This window comes from Microbacterium sp. BH-3-3-3, from assembly GCF_001792815.1.
Taxonomy (GTDB): domain Bacteria; phylum Actinomycetota; class Actinomycetes; order Actinomycetales; family Microbacteriaceae; genus Microbacterium.
Genome location: NZ_CP017674.1, coordinates 1193076 through 1211057, shown reverse-complemented (window position 1 = coordinate 1211057; position 17982 = coordinate 1193076). Strand labels below are relative to the sequence as shown.

Annotated in this window: 15 protein-coding genes; 6 read left to right on the top strand and 9 right to left on the bottom strand. The window is 70.6% G+C overall.

The window, feature by feature from the left end:
• Position 1: 1 nt before the first annotated feature.
• Positions 2–1084, top strand: a complete 1083-nt coding sequence (locus tag BJP65_RS05560; RefSeq protein ID WP_070408496.1) for an SseB family protein — start codon at positions 2–4, stop codon at positions 1082–1084.
• A gap of 169 nt (positions 1085–1253) precedes the next feature.
• On the opposite strand, the gene BJP65_RS05555 is transcribed toward BJP65_RS05560, so the two are convergent.
• Complete coding sequence (locus tag BJP65_RS05555; RefSeq protein ID WP_070408495.1) at positions 1254–1880, bottom strand: DUF1684 domain-containing protein; 627 nt, start codon at positions 1878–1880, stop codon at positions 1254–1256.
• Between the two features lie 111 nt (positions 1881–1991).
• On the opposite strand from BJP65_RS05555, the gene ligD reads away from it, so the two are divergent.
• A complete protein-coding gene (gene ligD / locus BJP65_RS05550) occupies positions 1992–3023 on the top strand; it encodes a non-homologous end-joining DNA ligase (RefSeq protein ID WP_070408494.1) in 1032 nt (343 codons plus the stop codon).
• 24 nt (positions 3024–3047) lie between these two features.
• On the opposite strand, the gene BJP65_RS05545 is transcribed toward ligD, so the two are convergent.
• Positions 3048–5300 carry a S8 family serine peptidase gene (locus tag BJP65_RS05545; RefSeq protein ID WP_070408493.1) on the bottom strand — a complete coding sequence of 751 codons (2253 nt, stop codon included), beginning with the start codon at positions 5298–5300 and terminating at the stop codon, positions 3048–3050.
• Positions 5301–5406: 106 nt separating this feature from the next.
• On the opposite strand from BJP65_RS05545, the gene BJP65_RS16485 reads away from it, so the two are divergent.
• Positions 5407–6045: a hypothetical protein gene (locus BJP65_RS16485; RefSeq protein ID WP_156784823.1), complete on the top strand. Its 639-nt coding sequence runs from the start codon at positions 5407–5409 to the stop codon at positions 6043–6045.
• Between the two features lie 267 nt (positions 6046–6312).
• Here BJP65_RS16485 and BJP65_RS05535 read toward each other — a convergent pair whose 3' ends face one another.
• Entirely contained in the window at positions 6313–6678 is a 366-nt protein-coding gene (locus BJP65_RS05535) for a bleomycin resistance protein (RefSeq protein WP_070408491.1), read from the bottom strand.
• A 99-nt stretch (positions 6679–6777) separates the two neighbouring features.
• Here BJP65_RS05535 and BJP65_RS05530 point away from each other — a divergent pair, with 99 nt between their 5' ends.
• Both BJP65_RS05530 and BJP65_RS05525 read left to right on the top strand, forming a co-directional pair.
• On the top strand, positions 6778–7218 hold the full coding sequence (locus BJP65_RS05530; protein WP_070408490.1) for a DUF732 domain-containing protein: 441 nt from the start codon (positions 6778–6780) through the stop codon (positions 7216–7218).
• Positions 7219–7583: 365 nt separating this feature from the next.
• On the top strand, positions 7584–9242 hold the full coding sequence (locus tag BJP65_RS05525; protein ID WP_181015991.1) for a S8 family serine peptidase: 1659 nt from the start codon (positions 7584–7586) through the stop codon (positions 9240–9242).
• Between the two features lie 26 nt (positions 9243–9268).
• On the opposite strand, the gene BJP65_RS05520 is transcribed toward BJP65_RS05525, so the two are convergent.
• The 5 genes from BJP65_RS05520 to BJP65_RS05500 all read right to left on the bottom strand — a co-directional run bounded on the left by BJP65_RS05520 (position 9269) and on the right by BJP65_RS05500 (position 15584).
• Positions 9269–10312: an ATP-dependent DNA ligase gene (locus BJP65_RS05520; RefSeq protein WP_070408488.1), complete on the bottom strand. Its 1044-nt coding sequence runs from the start codon at positions 10310–10312 to the stop codon at positions 9269–9271.
• A gap of 3 nt (positions 10313–10315) precedes the next feature.
• The gene (locus tag BJP65_RS05515) at positions 10316–11494 is read right to left on the bottom strand and encodes an AI-2E family transporter (protein WP_070408487.1); all 1179 of its coding nucleotides are present in this window, start codon (positions 11492–11494) and stop codon (positions 10316–10318) included.
• A 179-nt stretch (positions 11495–11673) separates the two neighbouring features.
• Positions 11674–12921, bottom strand: a complete 1248-nt coding sequence (locus BJP65_RS05510) for an acyl-CoA dehydrogenase family protein (RefSeq protein ID WP_070408486.1) — start codon at positions 12919–12921, stop codon at positions 11674–11676.
• Positions 12922–13057: 136 nt separating this feature from the next.
• Complete coding sequence (locus tag BJP65_RS05505) at positions 13058–13726, bottom strand: TetR/AcrR family transcriptional regulator (RefSeq protein ID WP_070408485.1); 669 nt, start codon at positions 13724–13726, stop codon at positions 13058–13060.
• A gap of 25 nt (positions 13727–13751) precedes the next feature.
• A complete protein-coding gene (locus BJP65_RS05500; RefSeq protein ID WP_156784821.1) occupies positions 13752–15584 on the bottom strand; it encodes a S8 family serine peptidase in 1833 nt (610 codons plus the stop codon).
• A gap of 189 nt (positions 15585–15773) precedes the next feature.
• On the opposite strand from BJP65_RS05500, the gene BJP65_RS05495 reads away from it, so the two are divergent.
• Positions 15774–17261: an FAD-dependent oxidoreductase gene (locus tag BJP65_RS05495; RefSeq protein ID WP_070408483.1), complete on the top strand. Its 1488-nt coding sequence runs from the start codon at positions 15774–15776 to the stop codon at positions 17259–17261.
• A gap of 81 nt (positions 17262–17342) precedes the next feature.
• On the opposite strand, the gene BJP65_RS05490 is transcribed toward BJP65_RS05495, so the two are convergent.
• Positions 17343–17975, bottom strand: a complete 633-nt coding sequence (locus BJP65_RS05490) for a LysE family translocator (protein ID WP_055834121.1) — start codon at positions 17973–17975, stop codon at positions 17343–17345.
• Between the last annotated feature and the right edge of the window lie 7 nt (positions 17976–17982).

The following is a 17982-nucleotide window of genomic DNA, read 5'->3' as shown; positions in this document are numbered from 1 at the left end:
AATGGCCCTCTTCTCGCGCCGCAACAAGTCCGATTCCGACGACGCATCGGCCGACCGGCCCGACAGCACCATCGAACCGGGCGAGCAGCCCGTCGACCCCGCCGGTCCGAGCGACGCCACCCCCGCCGCCCAGCAGGCCCCCGCCGCCCCCACGGTCGGCATTTCGATGTCGTCGTTCCGGGGTGTGGGTGCCGGTCCCGAAAACCCTTCGGCGCCTCCCCTCTCGGCGCGGCCGTCCGCCCGCCAGCCCGGACCGATGGAAGCCCCCGAGGCTCCCGAGACGGTGCAGGGTCTGCGCGACAACGCTCTGCTGGGGATCGCCCTCGCCGAGATCAAGGACCAGCCCGAGCCCGCGCAGCTGCTCAACGTCGCCCGTCAGCTCCTGCAGGGGCACGTCTTCCTGCGCGTGAAGGGTGACGCGCGCGCCCTGCTCGCCGAGGGCAAAGACCTTCCGTTGGCCGTCGCCAACCGCGGCGACGAGCAGCTCGTGCTCGCCTACAGCGGTGGTATGGCCCTGCGCGCGAGCGTCGAGGCCGACGGCGACCACGACACCTCGGCGATGGGTCAGCCCGTGATGGCGCTGCTGCAGCACGTGCTCGGCGGCTCGTACGCCGGCATCGTGCTCGACCCGGCCTCGGGCGACAACCGTGCCGTGCTGCCCAAGGCGCTGCTCGAGCGCATGGTCGCCGAGGTCGACCCTGAACTGCGGATCAAGACGGCCCTGTGCGAGACGCGCGATGAGACCACGGCATCCACGATCGTCGACGCCATGGTGGCCGAGGCGCCGATGTGGATCGCCGTCGCCCAGACCGAAGAGGGCGGACCCGTCGGTGTCGCCGAGTCGCGTTCAGCCGGTGGCGAGCGCTATCTCGAGGTGTTCACGCACCCGCTCGAGCTGCTCGCGCTCGGCCGCGGCGACCAGCCCCTGCCGGTCAAGCCGCTGCAGTTGGCGAAGGCCCTCGCCGGCGACGCGGAGCTCACCGGCGTGCTGATCGACCCGGCCGGCCCCTGGATCCGCCTCACGCGCGACGAGCTCGCTCCCGTGATCGCCCTGGCGGCGGAAGACACCGCGCCGACCTCCTGATCTCTCGACGACGACGGGCCGCTTCCTTTCGGAGGCGGCCCGTCGTCGTTGCTGTCTGGGTTCCCTGGTGCAGTGGACCGCCCATCGCTTCAGCGGCGCCGGGCTTTGGCATCCGTCCCGCGATGGCCGAGGGATCCCGCGCGGCCACCGGGGATCGCGCCGGCCCGGCTCAGACCCCGTACAGCTCGCCCACCGGCACGGCGACCGGGAGCACGTTGCCCGCCGGGGCCAGAGGACAGGCCCACATCGGGTCGTAGGCGCACGAGGGGTTGTACGCGAAGTTGAAGTCGATGACGAGGCTGTCGGGCGCGGAGCCTTGGCCGAGGTCGGCGCCCTTGACGGTGTCGAGCAGGTAGCGACCGCCGCCGTACGTGCCGCCCGGGCGCCCGGCGGAGCCGTCGCGGACGGGGATGAACAGCCCTCCGGCGTACGAGGTCAGCCGCCACACGTCGAGAGAGCCGGTGTCGGGCAGCTCGACGCGGCCGATGCGCTCGAACTCGACCTCGCCGTCGGTGCCGGTCGTGGCGACGAACGACGCCTCATCGGCGTCGAGCAGCGGAACCTCGAACCGCCAGGCGGCGTCGTACGGGGCGATCGGCAGGCCGACGAAGCCCTCGCGCTGCTCCGGTAGCAGGGGAGTGGCGGGGTGATCGGCCAACAGCGCGTCACGCTCGATGCGCCAGAGCTCGTGCGCCTCTTCGGGATCCTCGGCTTGCCGCACGGCGTCGTACAGAGCGAACACGCGGCGGCGCCAGTCGGCGATGTCGAGGGCCTTACGGGCGGCGGCGGAAGTCATGATCTGAGCGTAAACCGAGACCGGATGCCGAGACCCCGGGCTGGACACGGGCACCTCACGCTGAGCGCAACGGGGGAGACGCCGACGGCTCCGGCGCACTAACGTCGGGGCATGGCATCCCCCCGCATCACGCTGACCGTGCCGGGTCCCGAGGGCGACCGCGAGATCGGCATCTCGAACCCCGATCGCGTGCTCTGGCCCGAGGTGGGCATCACCAAGCGGGAACTCGCCGAGTACCTCATCGCCGTCGCCGACCCCTTCATCGCGGCGAACGGGCATCGGCCGGTGTCGCTCGAACGCTTTCCCGAGGGCGTCGGGGGCGAGGCGTTCTTCTCGAAGAACCCGCCCAAGGGGGCGCCGGCGTTCGTCGAGGCCGTGACGGTGACCTACAACAGCGGGCGGCGGCATCCGCAGCTCTTCCTCGGTGAGATCGGCTCGGCCGTGTGGGCGGCGCAGATGAACACGATCGTGTTCCATCCGTGGGCCTCGCTCGCGAGCGACGCCGACCATCCCGTCGAACTGCGCATCGACCTCGACCCGCAGCCGGGCACGGGGATCGCCGAAGCGGTCACCGCGGCGCACGAATTGCGCACGGTGCTGCGCGAGGCCGGGCTCGAGGCGTGGATCAAGACGAGCGGCAACCGTGGTCTGCACGTGTTCTGCCCGATCGAGCCGACCCACGAGTTCCTCGACGTGCGACACGCGGTCATCGCCGCGGCCAGGGAACTCGAGCGACGGATGCCGGATGCCGTGACCACGAGCTGGTGGAAAGAGGAGCGCGGCCAGCGCATCTTCGTCGACTTCAACCAGGCGAACCGCGACCGCACGATGGCCGGCGCCTACTCGCCCCGCGCTTTGCCGACGGCCACCGTGTCCACGCCGGTCGAGTGGGACGAGCTCGACGGCCTCGACCCGCTCGCGTTCACCGTGCGCAGCATTCCCGAGCGGTTGGCATCCGTCGGTGATCCGTGGGCGGGGTTCGCCGAGAAGCCCGGGCGCATCGACACGCTTTTGGAGTGGTGGCAGCGCGACCTCGACGACGGCCTCGGCGAACTGCCCTTCCCGCCGGAGTTCCCCAAGATGCCGGGGGAGCCGCCGCGCGTGCAGCCGTCTCGTGCGAAGAACCCCGCGTCGGACGGCTGAGCGACCCGACCGACGCGAGGGGCGTCACAGACGGGGACGGCCCGTGCGGCCGCGACGCAGGAGAACCACCCCGAGTCCGCCGACGATGAGCAGCGCGCCGAGAACGCCGCCGGTGAGGGCGCCGTCTGCCGACGTGCCGGTGCGTCCGAGTTCGCGTGTTCCCCCGGCGTCGTTCGGCACGGGAACGGCCGTCGACGTGGGCTGGGGGAGGGGCGTGTCGGTGGGTGTCGGTACAGGTGTCGGTGTCGGTACCGGTGTCGGGGGGACGGGCGTCGGGGGAACCGGGGTGGGAGTGGGAGTCGGCGCGGGGAGCACGGAAAGGAACCCCGCGGCATCGACGAGACCGGATCCCGTCACGTCTTTGCGCTCGACACCCGGAAAGATGAACGGAACTTCTCGAGAGGTCGAGGTGAGGGCCGCGGTCACCTGAGCGGGGGTGAGGTCGGGGTTCTTCTGCAGCCCCAGGGCCGCGACTGCCGCGGCGGACGGAGCCGCCGCTGAGGTACCGGTGAAGGAGTAGGTTCCCGGCTCGTCCGGCACCGGAGTGCCGAAGAAGTTGGTCCAGACACCATCGAGGCCCGTCAGGGTGGGCGCCCCGGCGATCGGCTGCGGCAGGGCCTTCGTGCTGGGGAAGGGCTCGAAGTACAGGGTCAGCGGCCCGGTGCCGCTGAAAAGCTCGATGACGGAGGGGTCGGCGGCGTTGGCCGCCACCACGCTGACGCCCGACGGCGTGCCCGCGTGCCCGTAGATGGAGGGGCCGACGATGTCTCCCCCCGTGTTCTCGAAGTACTCGGCGCCGCGAAGGTAGCTTCCGGTGAAGATGGCCTTCACACGCGGAAGAGATGCAGGGATGCCGTCGGTGGTGTTGCGAACGACGACGAAGTCGTATTCGCCCCCGGTGCGGAGGTCGCCCTGATCGGGTTCGAAAGCCAGCGTCTGCAGGGGCAGTCCGAGAGGCTGCGACGGAGTGATGCGAAGGATCTTCCCGTCGGAATCGAGCACGGCTGCCATCAGCTGGGTGTCGGACGCCCTGATGGCCTGCGCCCACTGCAGCATGATGGTCGCCGACGGGTTCGCCTGGTTATGCAGGTTCGGGTACGTCAGGGTGTCGGTCGGGTCTGCCTGTTCGGAGGGGCTGAAGTCGAGGCAGTCCCCGGTCATCTCGTTGTCGCGAAGGTAGGCCGCCACGGACGGGGGGCAGTCTGTGGGACGGTACTCAGGTGTCTCCCACGACGAGATGACGTGACCGGTACTCGGTCCCACACTGGCGAACGACGTGTCATTGCCGGCGGCGGTGAAGAAGGGGATGCCGTCGGCGACGGCGTCTGAGAGGGCGTTCGAGGCCGGGCCGTCTTGGAACATCAGTTCGCCCGAGTACCCGAGGTCATCGACGATGACGTCGGCGCCTGCGTGTGTCAACGCGTCCACGGCGTCGACGAACCCCGCCTGCCCACCGGATCCGCTGGCGAACAGAAGGGTCGACCCCGGCGCGATGCTGTGCACGAGCTGGGCCATGGCACGCCCCTCGTCGGATCCGGCCTGACGGCTCTCTTTGACGACCTGCACCGGCTGTGCGTAACCGCACGGGTTGCTGTCACCGGGAAGGAGCCCGGCGGCGATGTCCTGTTCCGGCGTGCTCAGGGGGTCTGTCCGTGTCGCGTAGGAGTCCGAGATGATCCCGATCTTCACCCCCGTGCCGTCGACGCCGTAAAGCTCGCGCGCGAAGGGAACGTTCAGGGGCTCGGCCAGGTTGGCTTCGATGGTGCGGCAGGAGTCGGTCGGACGCGCGGCCGAGGTCGTTTCTGCTCGGGCGCCCACGATGTCGCGGCTCACCCCCGATGTCGTCGGGGCGATGTTCTCGAGGACATAGGCGATATTCGGAAGGGCGGCGACCGTCGCCAGCGCTGCGGCCGGGATCGTCGCGTCGACGACGAGATACTTCGCCGCCACGTCGTCGACGGTGCCGAGCTCGCGGATGGCAGCGAGATCGCCGTCGGTGGGCGGTGTCGTGTAGTAGATCGTCACGGCGATACCGCCGGGGGAGACCTGCAGACTCGCCGGCCCGCCGTCGACGGTGCCGAGGGTCACCGACTGCTCGTCGATCTGCCGCGATGCTTCTGCGGGGTCGTCCGACAGGTCGAGCTGAGTGACCTGCAGCAGGCGTCCCGAGAGCGTGTCGGACCCATCGTCGTCCGGTCCCGGTGCCGCCGATGCCGCGGTACCCGCGAGAAGGGTGGTGACCAGCGAGCCAGTGATCACGGCGCTGACAACGGTCATTCTGCCCAGACGGTGCACGCTTATCCCCCAAGAGCCAGCGGCCCCGAGCAGAGCCGGGCTCACAATAGCAGCCCCCGAGTTCGCGGCCAGAAGCTACGCTCCTGTCGTGATCATCGCTCCCGATCGAGACCCGCGTGGAGTCGTCCTGTTCGCCCCGGGTGCCGGTGGAGACCCCGCTCGTTACGGAGCGCTCATCACCGCAGCGAGGGATGCCGGGTTCATCGTCGCCGCCCCCGTGCATGAACGCTTCGACGTCAGGACCGTGACGGATGGCCAGGTTCGAGAACGCGCGATCAGCCTCGCCGAAGTGCTGAGGGAAACCGGCCGCGAGGATGTGCCCGTCGTCGCCACCGGGCATTCGGTAGGAGGATGGGCCGCACTCTGCCTGGCCGGAGCGCAACCGTGGAGCAGAGACGGGCATCGCCTCTCGGTGCCCGTCGAACCTCGCGTCTCGAAGGTGATCGCGTTAGCTCCCACGCTCGGCTGGTTCCGCGCGCCGGGTGCGCTCGATCGACTCCGTGTTCCGGTCGTCGTCATGACGGGAGCGGCAGACAGGGTGACGCCTCCGTCAACCGTGGATGTCCTGCGCGCTGCCCCCGCCACCATCAGCGTGCGAACCTACCCCGGTGTCGGCCATCTCGATTTCCTCAGTTCGCTGCCTCCGAACGTGTCACCGACACCCGGCCTCGACCACCATGCGTTCCTGGCGACGCTTACTCAGGATTTCGTACGAGAACTCGCATAGCTGCGGCCCCGACCGGTCGGTCTTTCCTCGCGCGGGTGGAACGAGTGGACGACCGAGGTGGGCAGCCCTGGGGCGACGCTCCGTCGTGCTCGACACCGAGGGCAGGAAGACCACCCCTCAGTCCAGCACGTCGCCCAGGTCGTACTTGCAGCTCGCATCACAGACGAATGAGGTCACATCGACGCTCCGCGTGACCGGAGAGGATTGCCTCATTCCCGGAGGAGTCGACGACCACGCGGCCAGCAACACCCAGGGCGTGGAACAGCGCTAAGCGATGTTCTCGATTAGATGCAGCTGCGTCCCATCGCGGTCGATGAGGAATCCTGCTCGTTGCCCCCAGGGCTGCACCTGCACGGGAAGCAGCCGCGGACGCCCCGAGGTCTCCTCGGCGACGCCGGCCTCTTTGATTTGCCGGTACAGCTCGTCAACGTCATCGACGCGGACGCTGCACATGAAAGAACTCTCTTCGGGCACGAGATCGGGAAACGGGAAGAACTCCAACTGGAGTTCCCCACGGCGGAGAATCAGCCAGCTTTCATTCCGATGAGCCAGCCCGAATCCGAACCCCCCATAGAACGCGATCGTCTCATCGAAGTCGCGAGACGGCAGATTCGGCACCGCGCGGTCGGTCATGCCGGAAGCCTACTGGCACCCCGAAGAATGACTCAGACACGTGTCAGTGGGGCGACGAACGTGGGTTCGACCGGAATGCGATTTCGCTAATCTCTGGATATGGACCGTTACGCAGGCGTCCTCGCGGTCGCGGCCAGCATCGTGCTTCTCAGCGGGTGCACGAGCACCAGCACACAAGAGACGATCGTGGTCTCCACCACCCCCGGTCAGACGGCATCCTCGACGCCGATCACCGGAGGCACCATCACGAACGGCGACTCCACCATCGAACTCGGCGACTCCACCGCCGAGGTCACCCACAGCGATGTCACGCCGGGGCCCGACACGTTCGTCGCGCAGGTGCGTAACCAGCTCGGACAAGAAGCAACCGTCGTCACCGCGTCGGACGATGCTCTCGTCGCGGCGGGACAGTCGGTGTGCACCCAGATCGCGGACGGCGTCGACGACGAAGACGTGAAGGTCACCGTCGACGGAACGAAGCTCTCGTTCGGCCCCTCCGTGGCCCTGACCGTCCTGGCTCAGACTTTCCTCTGCGCGTAGCCCTCACCGGGTCGATGGGCCGACGGTCGGCTCACGACACGTCTCGTGCACCGTCGCCGCTCCCGCCGTGCGGATGCGCACTCGACGTTCTGCCATGCTGAACGCAATCGTTCCGATCCGGCCCGCATCGCACCACTGATCGGAGACGGCCGAACGCGAATCCTGGGGAGGATGCCGTGCGCACGAAGGCGCCTGTGACCGTGGTGACGACGATGGCTGCGGTGGCGGTGATGGTCTTCGCCGGGGTTCCCGCGGCGGCGTCCGCGGCGCCGACGAGCTGTCGAACGGTACCCGTCGACGCGGACCCGATCCTTCATTCCGACGCGGCGCGCAGTGAGTTCGGCGTGGACGGGTCGGGGGTGAGGGTGGGGATCATCTCCAACTCCTTCTCGACACTGCCCTCGCCGGAGTACAGCTCCGTCGACGACAACATCGCCGACGGCCTGCTGCCCGGCCCCGGCAACCCGTGCGGGTACACCACCCCCGTGCAGATCGTGGTGGCCGACCCGCCCGGCATCCAAGACGACGAGGGCCGCTCGATGGCGCAACTCGTGCACGGGATCGCCCCCGGTGCGGAACTGTTCTGGGCCAGCGCGGGGCCGCAGCTCGGTGAGATGGGCACGGCGATCACGGAGCTGCAGAAGGCGGGGGTCGACGTCATCGTGGACGACGTCATTTTGCCCGGGGAGCCGTTCTTCCAGGAGTCAACGATCAGCCAGCAGATCGCCGCGGTGCGCGCGGCGGGCATCACCTACCTCTCGGCGGCGGGGAACGACACGGCCCTGGCGCGAACGCCTCGCCCGAAGCAGGACGTCACGCCCATCGGCGGCTGGCGGACCGAGCAGTACCGCCCCGTCGCGTGCGACCTCGACGCGAAGGATCCCGACCAGAAGTCCGTTCTGGATGCCATCACGAGCGACGCCCTCCGCCAGGATGCCGTGTCGTTCGACTGCCTCGACTTCGATCCCGGCGAGGCCGTCGACGTCGTCTCGAACATCACGACGCTGCCCGCGGTCGTGGCAGTCAGCGACAAAGAAGCCCGGCTGCCGATCGTTTTCCAGTGGGCGGAGCCTTTCGGTGGACCGGAGGGGACCGGGACGGCCAAGGCACGTTTCGAGATGTTCGTCACCTTCGCGGGGCAGGGCACGCAGGTGATCGAGACACTGATCCCGGACTCGCCGCTGCGCTCCTCGTCCCCGACGGTCGACATCACGAACCTTCTCGACCCGACCGACCTCACCGCCGACGAGCTCGACATGGACATCACGATCGTGCGGTATCTCGACGGCACGCCCGAGTCCGACCTCGCGCCGGCGCTCGGCTACATCGTCCCCACTGACGGCCTGCAGTGGGCCGTATCGGCGGAGTATTGGCGATCAGAGGGCCCGGACGAGGTCGGCCGGTCCATCGTCGGGCACAACGGTGCCCCGGCGGCGATCACGGTGGCGGCGACCGGTGCCACCACCGACGAACGCCTCGAGATGTTCAGCTCCATCGGACCCGTCCGATACTTCCTCGGACCCGAGGACGATGCGACGGGAACGGCCGAACGTCTCGCCGAACCCCGGAAGATCGTGAAGCCCACCATCCTCTCGGTCGACGGATCACAGCAGACGGTGTACCCGCAGGGCCCCGAGACCGCCCCGGGCGTCTGGCGGTTCTACGGAACCTCGTCGGCGACCCCGGTGGCGGGAGGAGTCGTGGCGCTCGCTCTGCAGCTGGATCCCGACCTCACGCCCGACGAGGTGGAGACCCTGCTGACCGAGACGGCCTCGCCGGTGGCGTCGCCCTACGTCTCGATCGCCGACGACGACTCGGTTGGCGCGGGCATCATCGACGCGCGCGCACTTCTCACCCGGGTGGCGGAGGGGCTGCCGCCCCTTCCCGCGGGAGCGCCGCCGGTTCGCATGCTCCCCGTGACCGGAGCGGCGTCCGTCGGGACAGCGTGGGGAGCGGGAGTGCTCGGGATCGGGCTGCTCGCGGTCGGAGCGGCCGTCGTGGTCGGTCGTCGGCAGCGGGTCTGACGCAGCGCACAACCGCGCGCCACCCCTCAGTCCAGCACGTCGCCCAGGTCGTACGACGTCACCGTCTCGAGCTGCGCGAAGGTGCACGAGCGGGCGTCACGGTCGGGGCGCCACCGGTCGAACTGCACGGTGTGGCGAAAGCGCATGCCCTCGAGCTGGTCGTAGCGCACCTCGAGCACGCGCTCGGGGCGCAGGCGCACGAACGACACGTCTTTGGATGCCGAGAAGCGCGAACGGTCGGTCTCTCCGACGACCGCTTCTCCTTCGGCGTTGCGCTCGACGAGCGGCGCGAGCTCGTCGATGAGTTCGCGGCGGCGGGCGTCGGTCCACGCCGATACCCCGCCGACGCCGTGCAGGGTGCCCTCGTCGTCGTAGAGACCGACGAGCAGTGACCCGACGCCCTCGCCAGACTTGTGGATGCGATACCCGAGCGCCACGACGTCGGCGGTGCGGGCGTGCTTGATCTTGAACATCGTGCGCTTGTTCGGCGCGTACGGCTGGGCGAGGGGTTTGGCGATCACGCCGTCGAGGCCGGCGCCCTCGAACTCGGCGAGCCACCGGCGCGCGAGGTCGGGGTCGTCGGTGGTACGGGTGACGTGGACGGGGTGCGGCACGGCGCCGAGCAGGTTCTCGAGCTGGGCGCGGCGTTCCGAGAAGGGCTCGGTTTGCAGGTCGCGGTCGCCGCGCGCGAGCAGGTCGAACGCGATGAACATCGCCGGCGTCTCGTTCGACAGCATCGTCACGCGCGACGCGGCGGGGTGGATGCGCTGCGACAGGGCCTCCCAGTCGAGTCGCTGCTCACCGCGCTGCCCGCGGGCCACCACGACCTCACCGTCGATCAGGCACGGCTCGGGCAGGATCTCGGCGAACGCCGCGACCAGCTCGGGGAAGTAGCGGGTGAGGGGCTTCGCTCCGCGGCTGCCGATCTCGACATCGGTGCCGTCCCACGACACGAGCGCGCGAAAGCCGTCCCACTTGGGTTCGTAACTGAACCCTCCCTCGACCTTGGCGTGCTCGGGCACCGCGGGAACGGACTTCGCCAGCATCGGTGCCGGGATGTCGTAGGCCATGGCTCAGCCTTCGCTCTCGCCCCCGGCGAGCGGCACGGGGTTCTTGCGCTTCTTGCGACGCGCCCACTCGGCGGGCCGGTCGGTGCCGTTCCAGACGCTGACGATGCCCCAGACAACGGCGGTGAGAGGCACGGCCAGCAGGGTGCCGAGGATGCCGCCGATCGCGGTGCCGCCGGCCAGCACCACCAGCACGACGAAGGAGTGCAGCTTCATGGTGCGGCCCATGAGCACCGGCTGCAGGAAGTTGCCCTCGAGCTGGTTGACGAGCACGACGACGCCGACGACGATCAGCGCCACGATGGGGCCGTTCGTGACGAGGGCGACGAGAGCCGCCAGGATGCCGGCGGTGACCGCACCGACGATCGGGATGAAGGCGAGAAGGAAGACGAGCACGGCCAGGGGCAGCGCGAGCGGCACCTGCAGGATGAGCAGACCGATGTAGATGCCGATCGCATCGACGGCGGCGACCGAGGCGGTGCCGCGCATGTACGACCCGAGCACCGTCACCGTCTTGTCGCCGATGCGGCGGGCGCGGTCGTAGTGGTCACCGCGGAACGGGCGCAGGACGAACTCCCACATGCGCGGGCCGTCTTTGAGGAAGAAGAACAGGATGACGACCATGAGCACGAAGCCGGTGACGAACGACGCCACGGCGCTGACCCCCGCCAGGGCGCCGCTGCCGAACTGCGAGCTGGTGACGAAGTCCTGAACGCCCTGGATGAGGCCGTTGACCTGGTCCTGCGAGATCGCGAAGGGCAGCGTGTGGTACCAGTCCTGTGCCTGCTGGAAGCCCTGCACGGCCTGCGAGCTGAGATTCGGCCACTGGTCGACGACGGCGTTGACGACCAGCCAGCCGAGGGCGCCCAACACGACGACGACGGCGAGCAGAGTGAGGAGGGTCGCCAGGACCGCCGGCACTCCCTTGCGCCTCATCCACATCGTCACCGGGCCGAATGCCGAGGCGAAGATGAGCGCGAGGATCAGCGGGATGATGACGAGCGTCACCTGCTGGATGCCCCAGATGAGACCGGCGACGAGGATGACCACGACGATGATCTGCAGCGCACGGACCGCGAGGCGCCCGAACCCGTCGGCCCAGAGGCTCTTCGGGGGCGTCTGAACCGCCTGAGCGACGGAGGTGATCGCGTCGCGCGGCGCGGGATGACGAGAGAACAGGCCCATGCTCACAAGGTAGCGGGGCCCTCCGACATGGCAGGCGCGGGTTGCGCGGTGTCGTGGCGCCGGATAGGGCCGCGGGGATGCCGGAAGCCGGGGCGTTCCGCGGGCCCCCGGGCGGTCGCCGAGGGCCGGTGACCGCAGCCCCGACGCCGAGGAGGGCGCCGGGGCCGTGGCATCCGGGATCAGACGAACGCGCTCATCCCGGTGATGTCGCGACCGAGCAGGAGGGCTTGGACGCTCTCGGTGCCCTCGTACGTGTGGATCGCCTCGATGTCGGCCAGGTGCTGCATGACGCCGTTCTCGAGCAGGATGCCGTTGCCGCCGAGCAGATCGCGGGCGACCGAGGCGACCCGACGGGCGGCGCGGGTGTTGTGGTACTTCGCCAGCGACGCCTGCGTGGGGCGCAGGCCACCGGTGGTCTCGAGGTCGGCCAGGCGGCGGCAGTAGAGCTGCATGGCGGTGACCTCGTCGAGCATCTGCGCCAGGCGTTCCTGCACCATCTGGAACTTCGCGAGGGGCTTGCCGAACTGCATGCGCTCCGTGGCATACGTCCGTGCGATCTCGTAACAGGCGGTGGCGTGACCCAGCGCCGACCAGGCGACGCCCGAGCGGGTCGCGAAGAGCACGATCGATGCGTCCTTGAACGTGTGCGTGCCCGGGAGCACGGCATCCTCGGGCAGGCGGACGTCTTCGAGCGCGATGTGGGCCTGATGGATGCCGCGGAGCGACACCTTTCCGGTGATGACCGTGCCGGTGTATCCCGGGGTGTCCTGCTCGACGAGGAAGCAGCGCACCGCTCCGTGGTCGTCGCCGCCCTCGTTCTCGACCCGCGCCCACACGAACGTGATGCCGCCCGATGCGCCGTTGCCGATCCACTTCTTCGTGCCGCGGAGCGACCACCCCTCGGCCGTGCGGGTGGCGGTGGTCTCGAGCGAGACGGAGTCGGACCCGTGGTCGGGCTCCGTCAGCGCGAAGGCGCCCAGCACAGATCCGTCGGCGAGGGGCTGCAGCCAGCGCTGCTGCTGTTCGGGGGAGCCGAAGAGCGCCAGGGTGCGCAGCGCGAGCCCGCCCTGCACGGCGAGGGCGGTGGCCAGCGACCCGTCGTGCCGCGAGATCTCCATGTTGACCAGGCCCGCGGCCAGGGGAGAGGTCGCGGGGAGGTCGGGGTGCTCGATGCCGTCGGTGAAGAGTTCGAGTTCGCCCATGCGACGGACGAGCTCGACGGGGTAGGTCGCGGCATCCCATTCGCCCTGCATGCGCGTGCCGACCTCGTCGGCGAACTGCTTCGCGCGCTCCCAAGCAGCGCGGTCGGCCTCGGGGATGTCGGCGAAGACGGCGTAGTAATCGGTGTCGCGGCGCCCGAGCAGGTCGTAGTGGGCGATCCGCTCACCGGGGAGCGTGGGGGTCTCGGCATCGGCGTCGATGGTCATGGTTCCCAGTATCGCCCATCTTGGGACCGGGTGTCATGGTTTGCGACCACCTCGTTGAGTGTCCCCGACACGCCGCACACCCCGTGCGGGAGCGGCGTGTTCGGGACACTCGACGAGGTGGTTGCGACGCCCGCGCTCAGTCCTCGAGCGACGCGCGCAGGCGGCGCGACATCTCGGCGGTGGGCATGCGCCGGGGGAACGCGGCGACGATCACGTCGTCGCCGGCCGGGTCCTCCCCGTCGGGATGCACACCGTACCGACGCAGCACGCCGTCGAGCGCGCGGCGCAGAGTGGATGCCGGAACCCGGGCGCCGCGCATGAGTCGACGCAGCACGTGGTTGTGCACGGCGGTGACGAGGGCGGCGAAGCCGACGGCATCCAGGGGATCGAGGCCGGGGAGGGCGTCGCGCAGGTACTCGTCGAAGAGGCGCTCGTACCGGAAGACGGTGACGATCTCGCGGTCGCGCAGTCCCGGGATCTCACGCACGATCGCGTAACGCCGGCGGGCCAGCTCGGGATCGGCGGCGAAGTGGCGGAACACGCGCATCGAGGCGTCGCACACGGCCGCCCACGGGTCGGCGTGCGGCTGCGCGAGGTACGCGCGGGTCTCGCCGATCAGCACCTCGTGGTCGGCGAAGACGACGTCTTCTTTGCCGCCGAACTGGCGGAAGAACGTCGAACGCGAGACCCCGGCGGCCTGGGCGATCTGCTCCACCGACGTCTGGTCGTACCCGTGCGCGGCGAACAGGTCGATCGCGGCCGCCACGACCGCCGTGCGGCTCGAGGGGGCAGGGGTGTCGCTCACACGGGAAGCCTAACCGGGGCGCCGCTCACCGCCGCCGCGCGCGTGCCCGCACCACCAGCAGGATCACGCCGCCGATCACGACCACCCCCGCGGCGATCGCCAGGGGTACGAGGGCGGTGGCATCCATTCCCGTCGACGCGAGGCGACCCCCGTCGGGAGCGGCGGCCGGGGCCGGAGACGCGCTGGGCGAGGCGATCGGGCCCGCTGTCGCCGTCGGCGAAGGCGTCGGCGTGGGTTCCGGCGTCGGCGTCGGGTCGGGCGTCGGTGTCGGTTCGGGCGTGGGGCCGGGGCGGGGAGGCAGGGCGGCCAAGGCCGCTTCGGCGTCGATCAGGCCGGCGCCCACGATGTTCTCGGCGGGGACCGAATCCCAGGGCGAGGGAGCGCGGGTCGCCGTCGAGGTGAGCAGGGCGCGGATCTGCTCCTGGTCGGTGTCGGGGGCCAGGGAGCGGATCAGCGCGGCGACGGCGGCGGCGTTGGGGGCGGCCGCCGACGTGCCCGAGAAGATCTTGACGCCGGGTTCGTCGGTGTCGGCGCCGAGCACCGAGGTGCGAACGCCGTCGACCGAGAGCAGATCGGGCTTCGACACCACCGGACGAGGGTCGAGCACCGCCGACGGATCGGCCGCGAAGCGCGAGCCGAACGCCCAGGTGACCGGTCCGATGCTGCTGAAGTCCTCGACCTGCAGCGGGGTGGCGGCGGGAGCGGCGGCGACCGAGATGGCCGCCGGGTCGCCGTTGTGGCCCATGATCGTGCGGCCCACGGTGTCGTCGCCGCTCGAGCGCCAGTACTCGGCGGATCCGACCTGCACGCCCTGGTCGAACGAGACGAAGACCGGCGGCAGGGGCAGCGAGGTCGCGGCATCCGGGATCGCGAGGCGCGCCACGGTGATGTCGATCTCGAACGGCTTGTCGCGGGCGGGCAGGGCGACGGTGAAGCCGGGGGTGGCGTCCTGCAACGGTGTGGGGGCGGTCGTCAGGGGCTCTCCGTCGATCATGACGACGGGCACGAAGAGGCCGCTCACCCGGTCGGCCGGCTCACCCCACTGGAAGATCACCTCGCCGTCGTCCTTCACCCCGATCACGTAGTTCAGGGTCGTGTCGGTGCCCTCTGCGGGGTCGACGTCGAGGCAGTCGAGGGGAGCGGTGCGTCCCTGCGCGAGAACCGCCGCGGTCACCCCGTCGGGGCAGGCGGTCGGACGGTACGCGGTCGTCTCCCAGCCGTTGACCGGCCCCTTCGTCTGACCCGGCCGGGGGGCGACGGAGATCTTGTTGCCGTTGCCCGCGGCCGTGAAGTACGCGACGCCGGCCGCGGTCGCGCGCACGATCGCCTCGCCCGAGAGGGAGCGCTGGAAGATCGAGTCGTCTTCCATGCCGATGTCGTCGACGATGACGTCAGCGCCCGCGGCGACCAACAGGTCGATGGATTCGCGCAAGGAGGCCGCGCGATCGGCATCCACTCCCGCGAACATCAGCGTCGCGCCCGGGGCGATCCCGTGCACGAGCTGCAGCATCGCGCGTCCCTCGTCCTTGCCCCCGGTCGTCTCGTGGACGACGTCGACGGGGGTGGTGCGCCCGCAGGGGTTGCCGGGGCCCGGCAGCAGACCGTGGGCGATGTCGTCGGCCACGGTGGCGCCCTCGGCGGAGGTCAGGCCGTACGAATCCGAGAGCACGCCGACCGTGACGCCGGTGCCGTCGACGCCGAAGCGCTCCCGCGCGAGGTCGGCCTTGAGCGGCGCGTCGGCGTCGACCGGGATCGACCGGCAGGAATCCGCTGCGTCGGTGGGGACCGCCCACGCGGACGGGGCGATACCGGCGGTGACGAGGATGAAAGCGAGGGCGAAGCCCACTGAGGTCCGCACGCGAACGACTCCCAGGGTCGGTGACGCCGTCGACTGGTCAGCTCGGCGGTGGCTCAGGGAGCCGACGAGCTTCATCCTAGGGGCCGCACTCAGCGCGATCACAGCCTTCGTGGACCCTCCCACGTAGACGACGGGACCGGCGTCGGCAACCCGCTGCGCGGAGGCCGTCACCGAGAGTTCGATGGGACCATGACCTCCCCGCTGTGGACCCGAGACCGCACGCCCGCCGACACGACCTCGATCGAGCCCGGGACGCACCACGACGTGATCGTCGTCGGCGCCGGGATCACGGGCCTCTCCACCGCCGTGCTGCTCGCGGAAGCCGGCGTCGACGTCGCCGTGGTGGACTCCGGCGACGTGGGCGGGGGCGCGACCGGGGCGTCGGTCGGAATGGCGTCGCTGCTGCAGGGCACGACGCTTGCGACCCTGCGCCAGCACCACCCCGCGAGCCTCGTGCGCGCCTACGTCGAGTCGAACCGCGCCGGACAGGAGTGGCTCGCCGAGCGCGTGGGCGCCGCAGCCGACCGGCGCACGGCGTTCACCTTCGGCCGCGGTCTCGCCACCGACACCGCGCTCGACGCCGTCCGCGACGCCGCGCGCGAGGCGGGCCTCGACGTGCGCGAGGACGCCCCCGACGAGCTCGGCGGGCGCACCCCCGTGCGCGCCCTCGCCCTCGACGACCAGCTCGCCCTCGACCCCGTGCAGCTCGTCGATTCGCTGGCCCGCGCGGCCGTCGACGCCGGGGCGACTCTGCACACCGGGTCGCGCGTCACCGACGTGCACGCGCTCCCCGCCGGACGCGTCGACACCGCCCAGGGCCCGCTCCTCGGCGACACCGTCGTGCTCGCCACCGGCACCCCCATCACCCGCCGCGGGTTGTACGACCTCAAGACGCGGGCGCTGCGCTCGTGGGCGATCGCCTTCGAGCTGGAGGGGGATGCCGCGGCCCCCGGCGGCATGTGGAGCGAGGTCGGCGTCGACGGGCGCAGCGTCGTGGCGGCACCGTCGTCGCTCGGGCGTTCCGCGCTCATCGTCACCGGGGCCCGGCATCCGGTCGGCTCGGCGAGGTCGGAGGTCGCGCTCGCCGAGGAGCTGGCCGCCTGGGCTCGGCGCACCCTGCCGGTCGGGGTCGAGATCGCCCGCTGGTCGGGCCAGGATTACCAGTCGCACAACCTCGTGCCGTTCGTCGGGGGGATGCCGCGCGGCCTCGGCCGCCTGCGTTTCGCCACCGGCTACGCGGGATGGGGCCTCACGAACGCCCCCGCCGCGGCGATGCGGTTGAGCGACGAGATCCGCGGTGTCTCGCGCGGCGATCGGCCGCACTGGATGCGCACGATCGGCACGCGCATGACGGTGCCCGCCGACCTCGGTCGGGGAATCGGCGAGGCGAGCCGGCGGGTCGGCGTGGTGGCGGGGGCGCTGACCTCGGCCGTCCCCGCCCCGGCGAAGCGCCCCGCCGAAGGGGCCGGTGTCGTGGCGCGCCGGGGCCTTCGCACGGCGTCGGTGTCGACCGTCGAGGGGCGCACCCGCGCGGTCGTCGCCCCGGCTCCGTTCACCTGGAACGACGCCGAACGGTCGTGGGACAGCCCCGTCGACGGCTCGCGCTTCGCGCCGGACGGCACGCGGCTCGAGGGTGCGGCGTCGGCGGATCTCGACGTGCGGGGTGCGGTGGGCTGAGGTCGCGCGCGCCGCGCACACCGGCGCTGCACGCGAGACACCGCGGCCTCGCCGGTGCCCACGCAGGAGGAGTGCGGCGCCTCAGCTCTTCGCGCCGGTGAAGGCGAGGGCGCCGCCCAGGCCGATCATCATGACGCCACCCGTCGCCGAGAGCGTCGAGATGCGTTGCGGTGAGCGGGCGAACCATGCGCGGGCGGTGCCGGCGGCCAGGGCCCAGGCGCTGTCGCACGTGAGCGCGAGCACCTGGAAGACCAGGCCGAGCAGCAGCAGCTGCAGCCACACGGCACCGGCCTGCGGGGCGACGAACTGCGGCAGCACGGCGACGAAGAAGGCGATGGTCTTGGGGTTCGTGATCCCCACGACGAAGCCCTGGCGCAGCAGCATCCACGACGAGGCGGGGGCGCGGGACGCCCCGGCGACGTGGTCGCGGCGGTGACGGATGGCCTGGATGCCGAGCCACACGAGATAGATCGCCCCGACGACCTTGAGCACCGTGAAGGCGACCACCGACGACGCCACGATCGCGCCGACCCCGAACGACACCGCGAGCACCGCGGGCACCGTGCCGAGGGCGTTGCCGACGACGCTCAGCACGCCCGCCCGGCGACCCAGGGCGATGGAGCGGCCGATGACGAACAACACGCTCGGGCCGGGGATGACGATGATGACGACCGACGCGGCGACGAAGGCCACGAGGTTCTCGAGCGGAGGCATGAGTGAA

Bases quoted from the DNA above. Each gene is read 5' to 3' on its own strand.
- BJP65_RS05490 (WP_055834121.1), bottom strand. From the start codon at position 17,975: ATGCCTCCGCTCGAGAACCTCGTGGCCTTCGTCGCCGCGTCGGTCGTC.
- BJP65_RS05555 (WP_070408495.1), bottom strand. From the start codon at position 1,880: ATGACTTCCGCCGCCGCCCGTAAGGCCCTCGACATCGCCGACTGGCGC.
- BJP65_RS05545 (WP_070408493.1), bottom strand. From the start codon at position 5,300: ATGACCGTTGTCAGCGCCGTGATCACTGGCTCGCTGGTCACCACCCTT.
- BJP65_RS05510 (WP_070408486.1), bottom strand. From the start codon at position 12,921: ATGACCATCGACGCCGATGCCGAGACCCCCACGCTCCCCGGTGAGCGG.
- BJP65_RS05560 (WP_070408496.1), top strand. From the start codon at position 2: ATGGCCCTCTTCTCGCGCCGCAACAAGTCCGATTCCGACGACGCATCG.
- BJP65_RS05495 (WP_070408483.1), top strand. From the start codon at position 15,774: ATGACCTCCCCGCTGTGGACCCGAGACCGCACGCCCGCCGACACGACC.
- BJP65_RS05520 (WP_070408488.1), bottom strand. From the start codon at position 10,312: ATGGCCTACGACATCCCGGCACCGATGCTGGCGAAGTCCGTTCCCGCG.
- ligD (WP_070408494.1), top strand. From the start codon at position 1,992: ATGGCATCCCCCCGCATCACGCTGACCGTGCCGGGTCCCGAGGGCGAC.
- BJP65_RS05515 (WP_070408487.1), bottom strand. From the start codon at position 11,494: ATGGGCCTGTTCTCTCGTCATCCCGCGCCGCGCGACGCGATCACCTCC.
- BJP65_RS05535 (WP_070408491.1), bottom strand. From the start codon at position 6,678: ATGACCGACCGCGCGGTGCCGAATCTGCCGTCTCGCGACTTCGATGAG.
- BJP65_RS05530 (WP_070408490.1), top strand. From the start codon at position 6,778: ATGGACCGTTACGCAGGCGTCCTCGCGGTCGCGGCCAGCATCGTGCTT.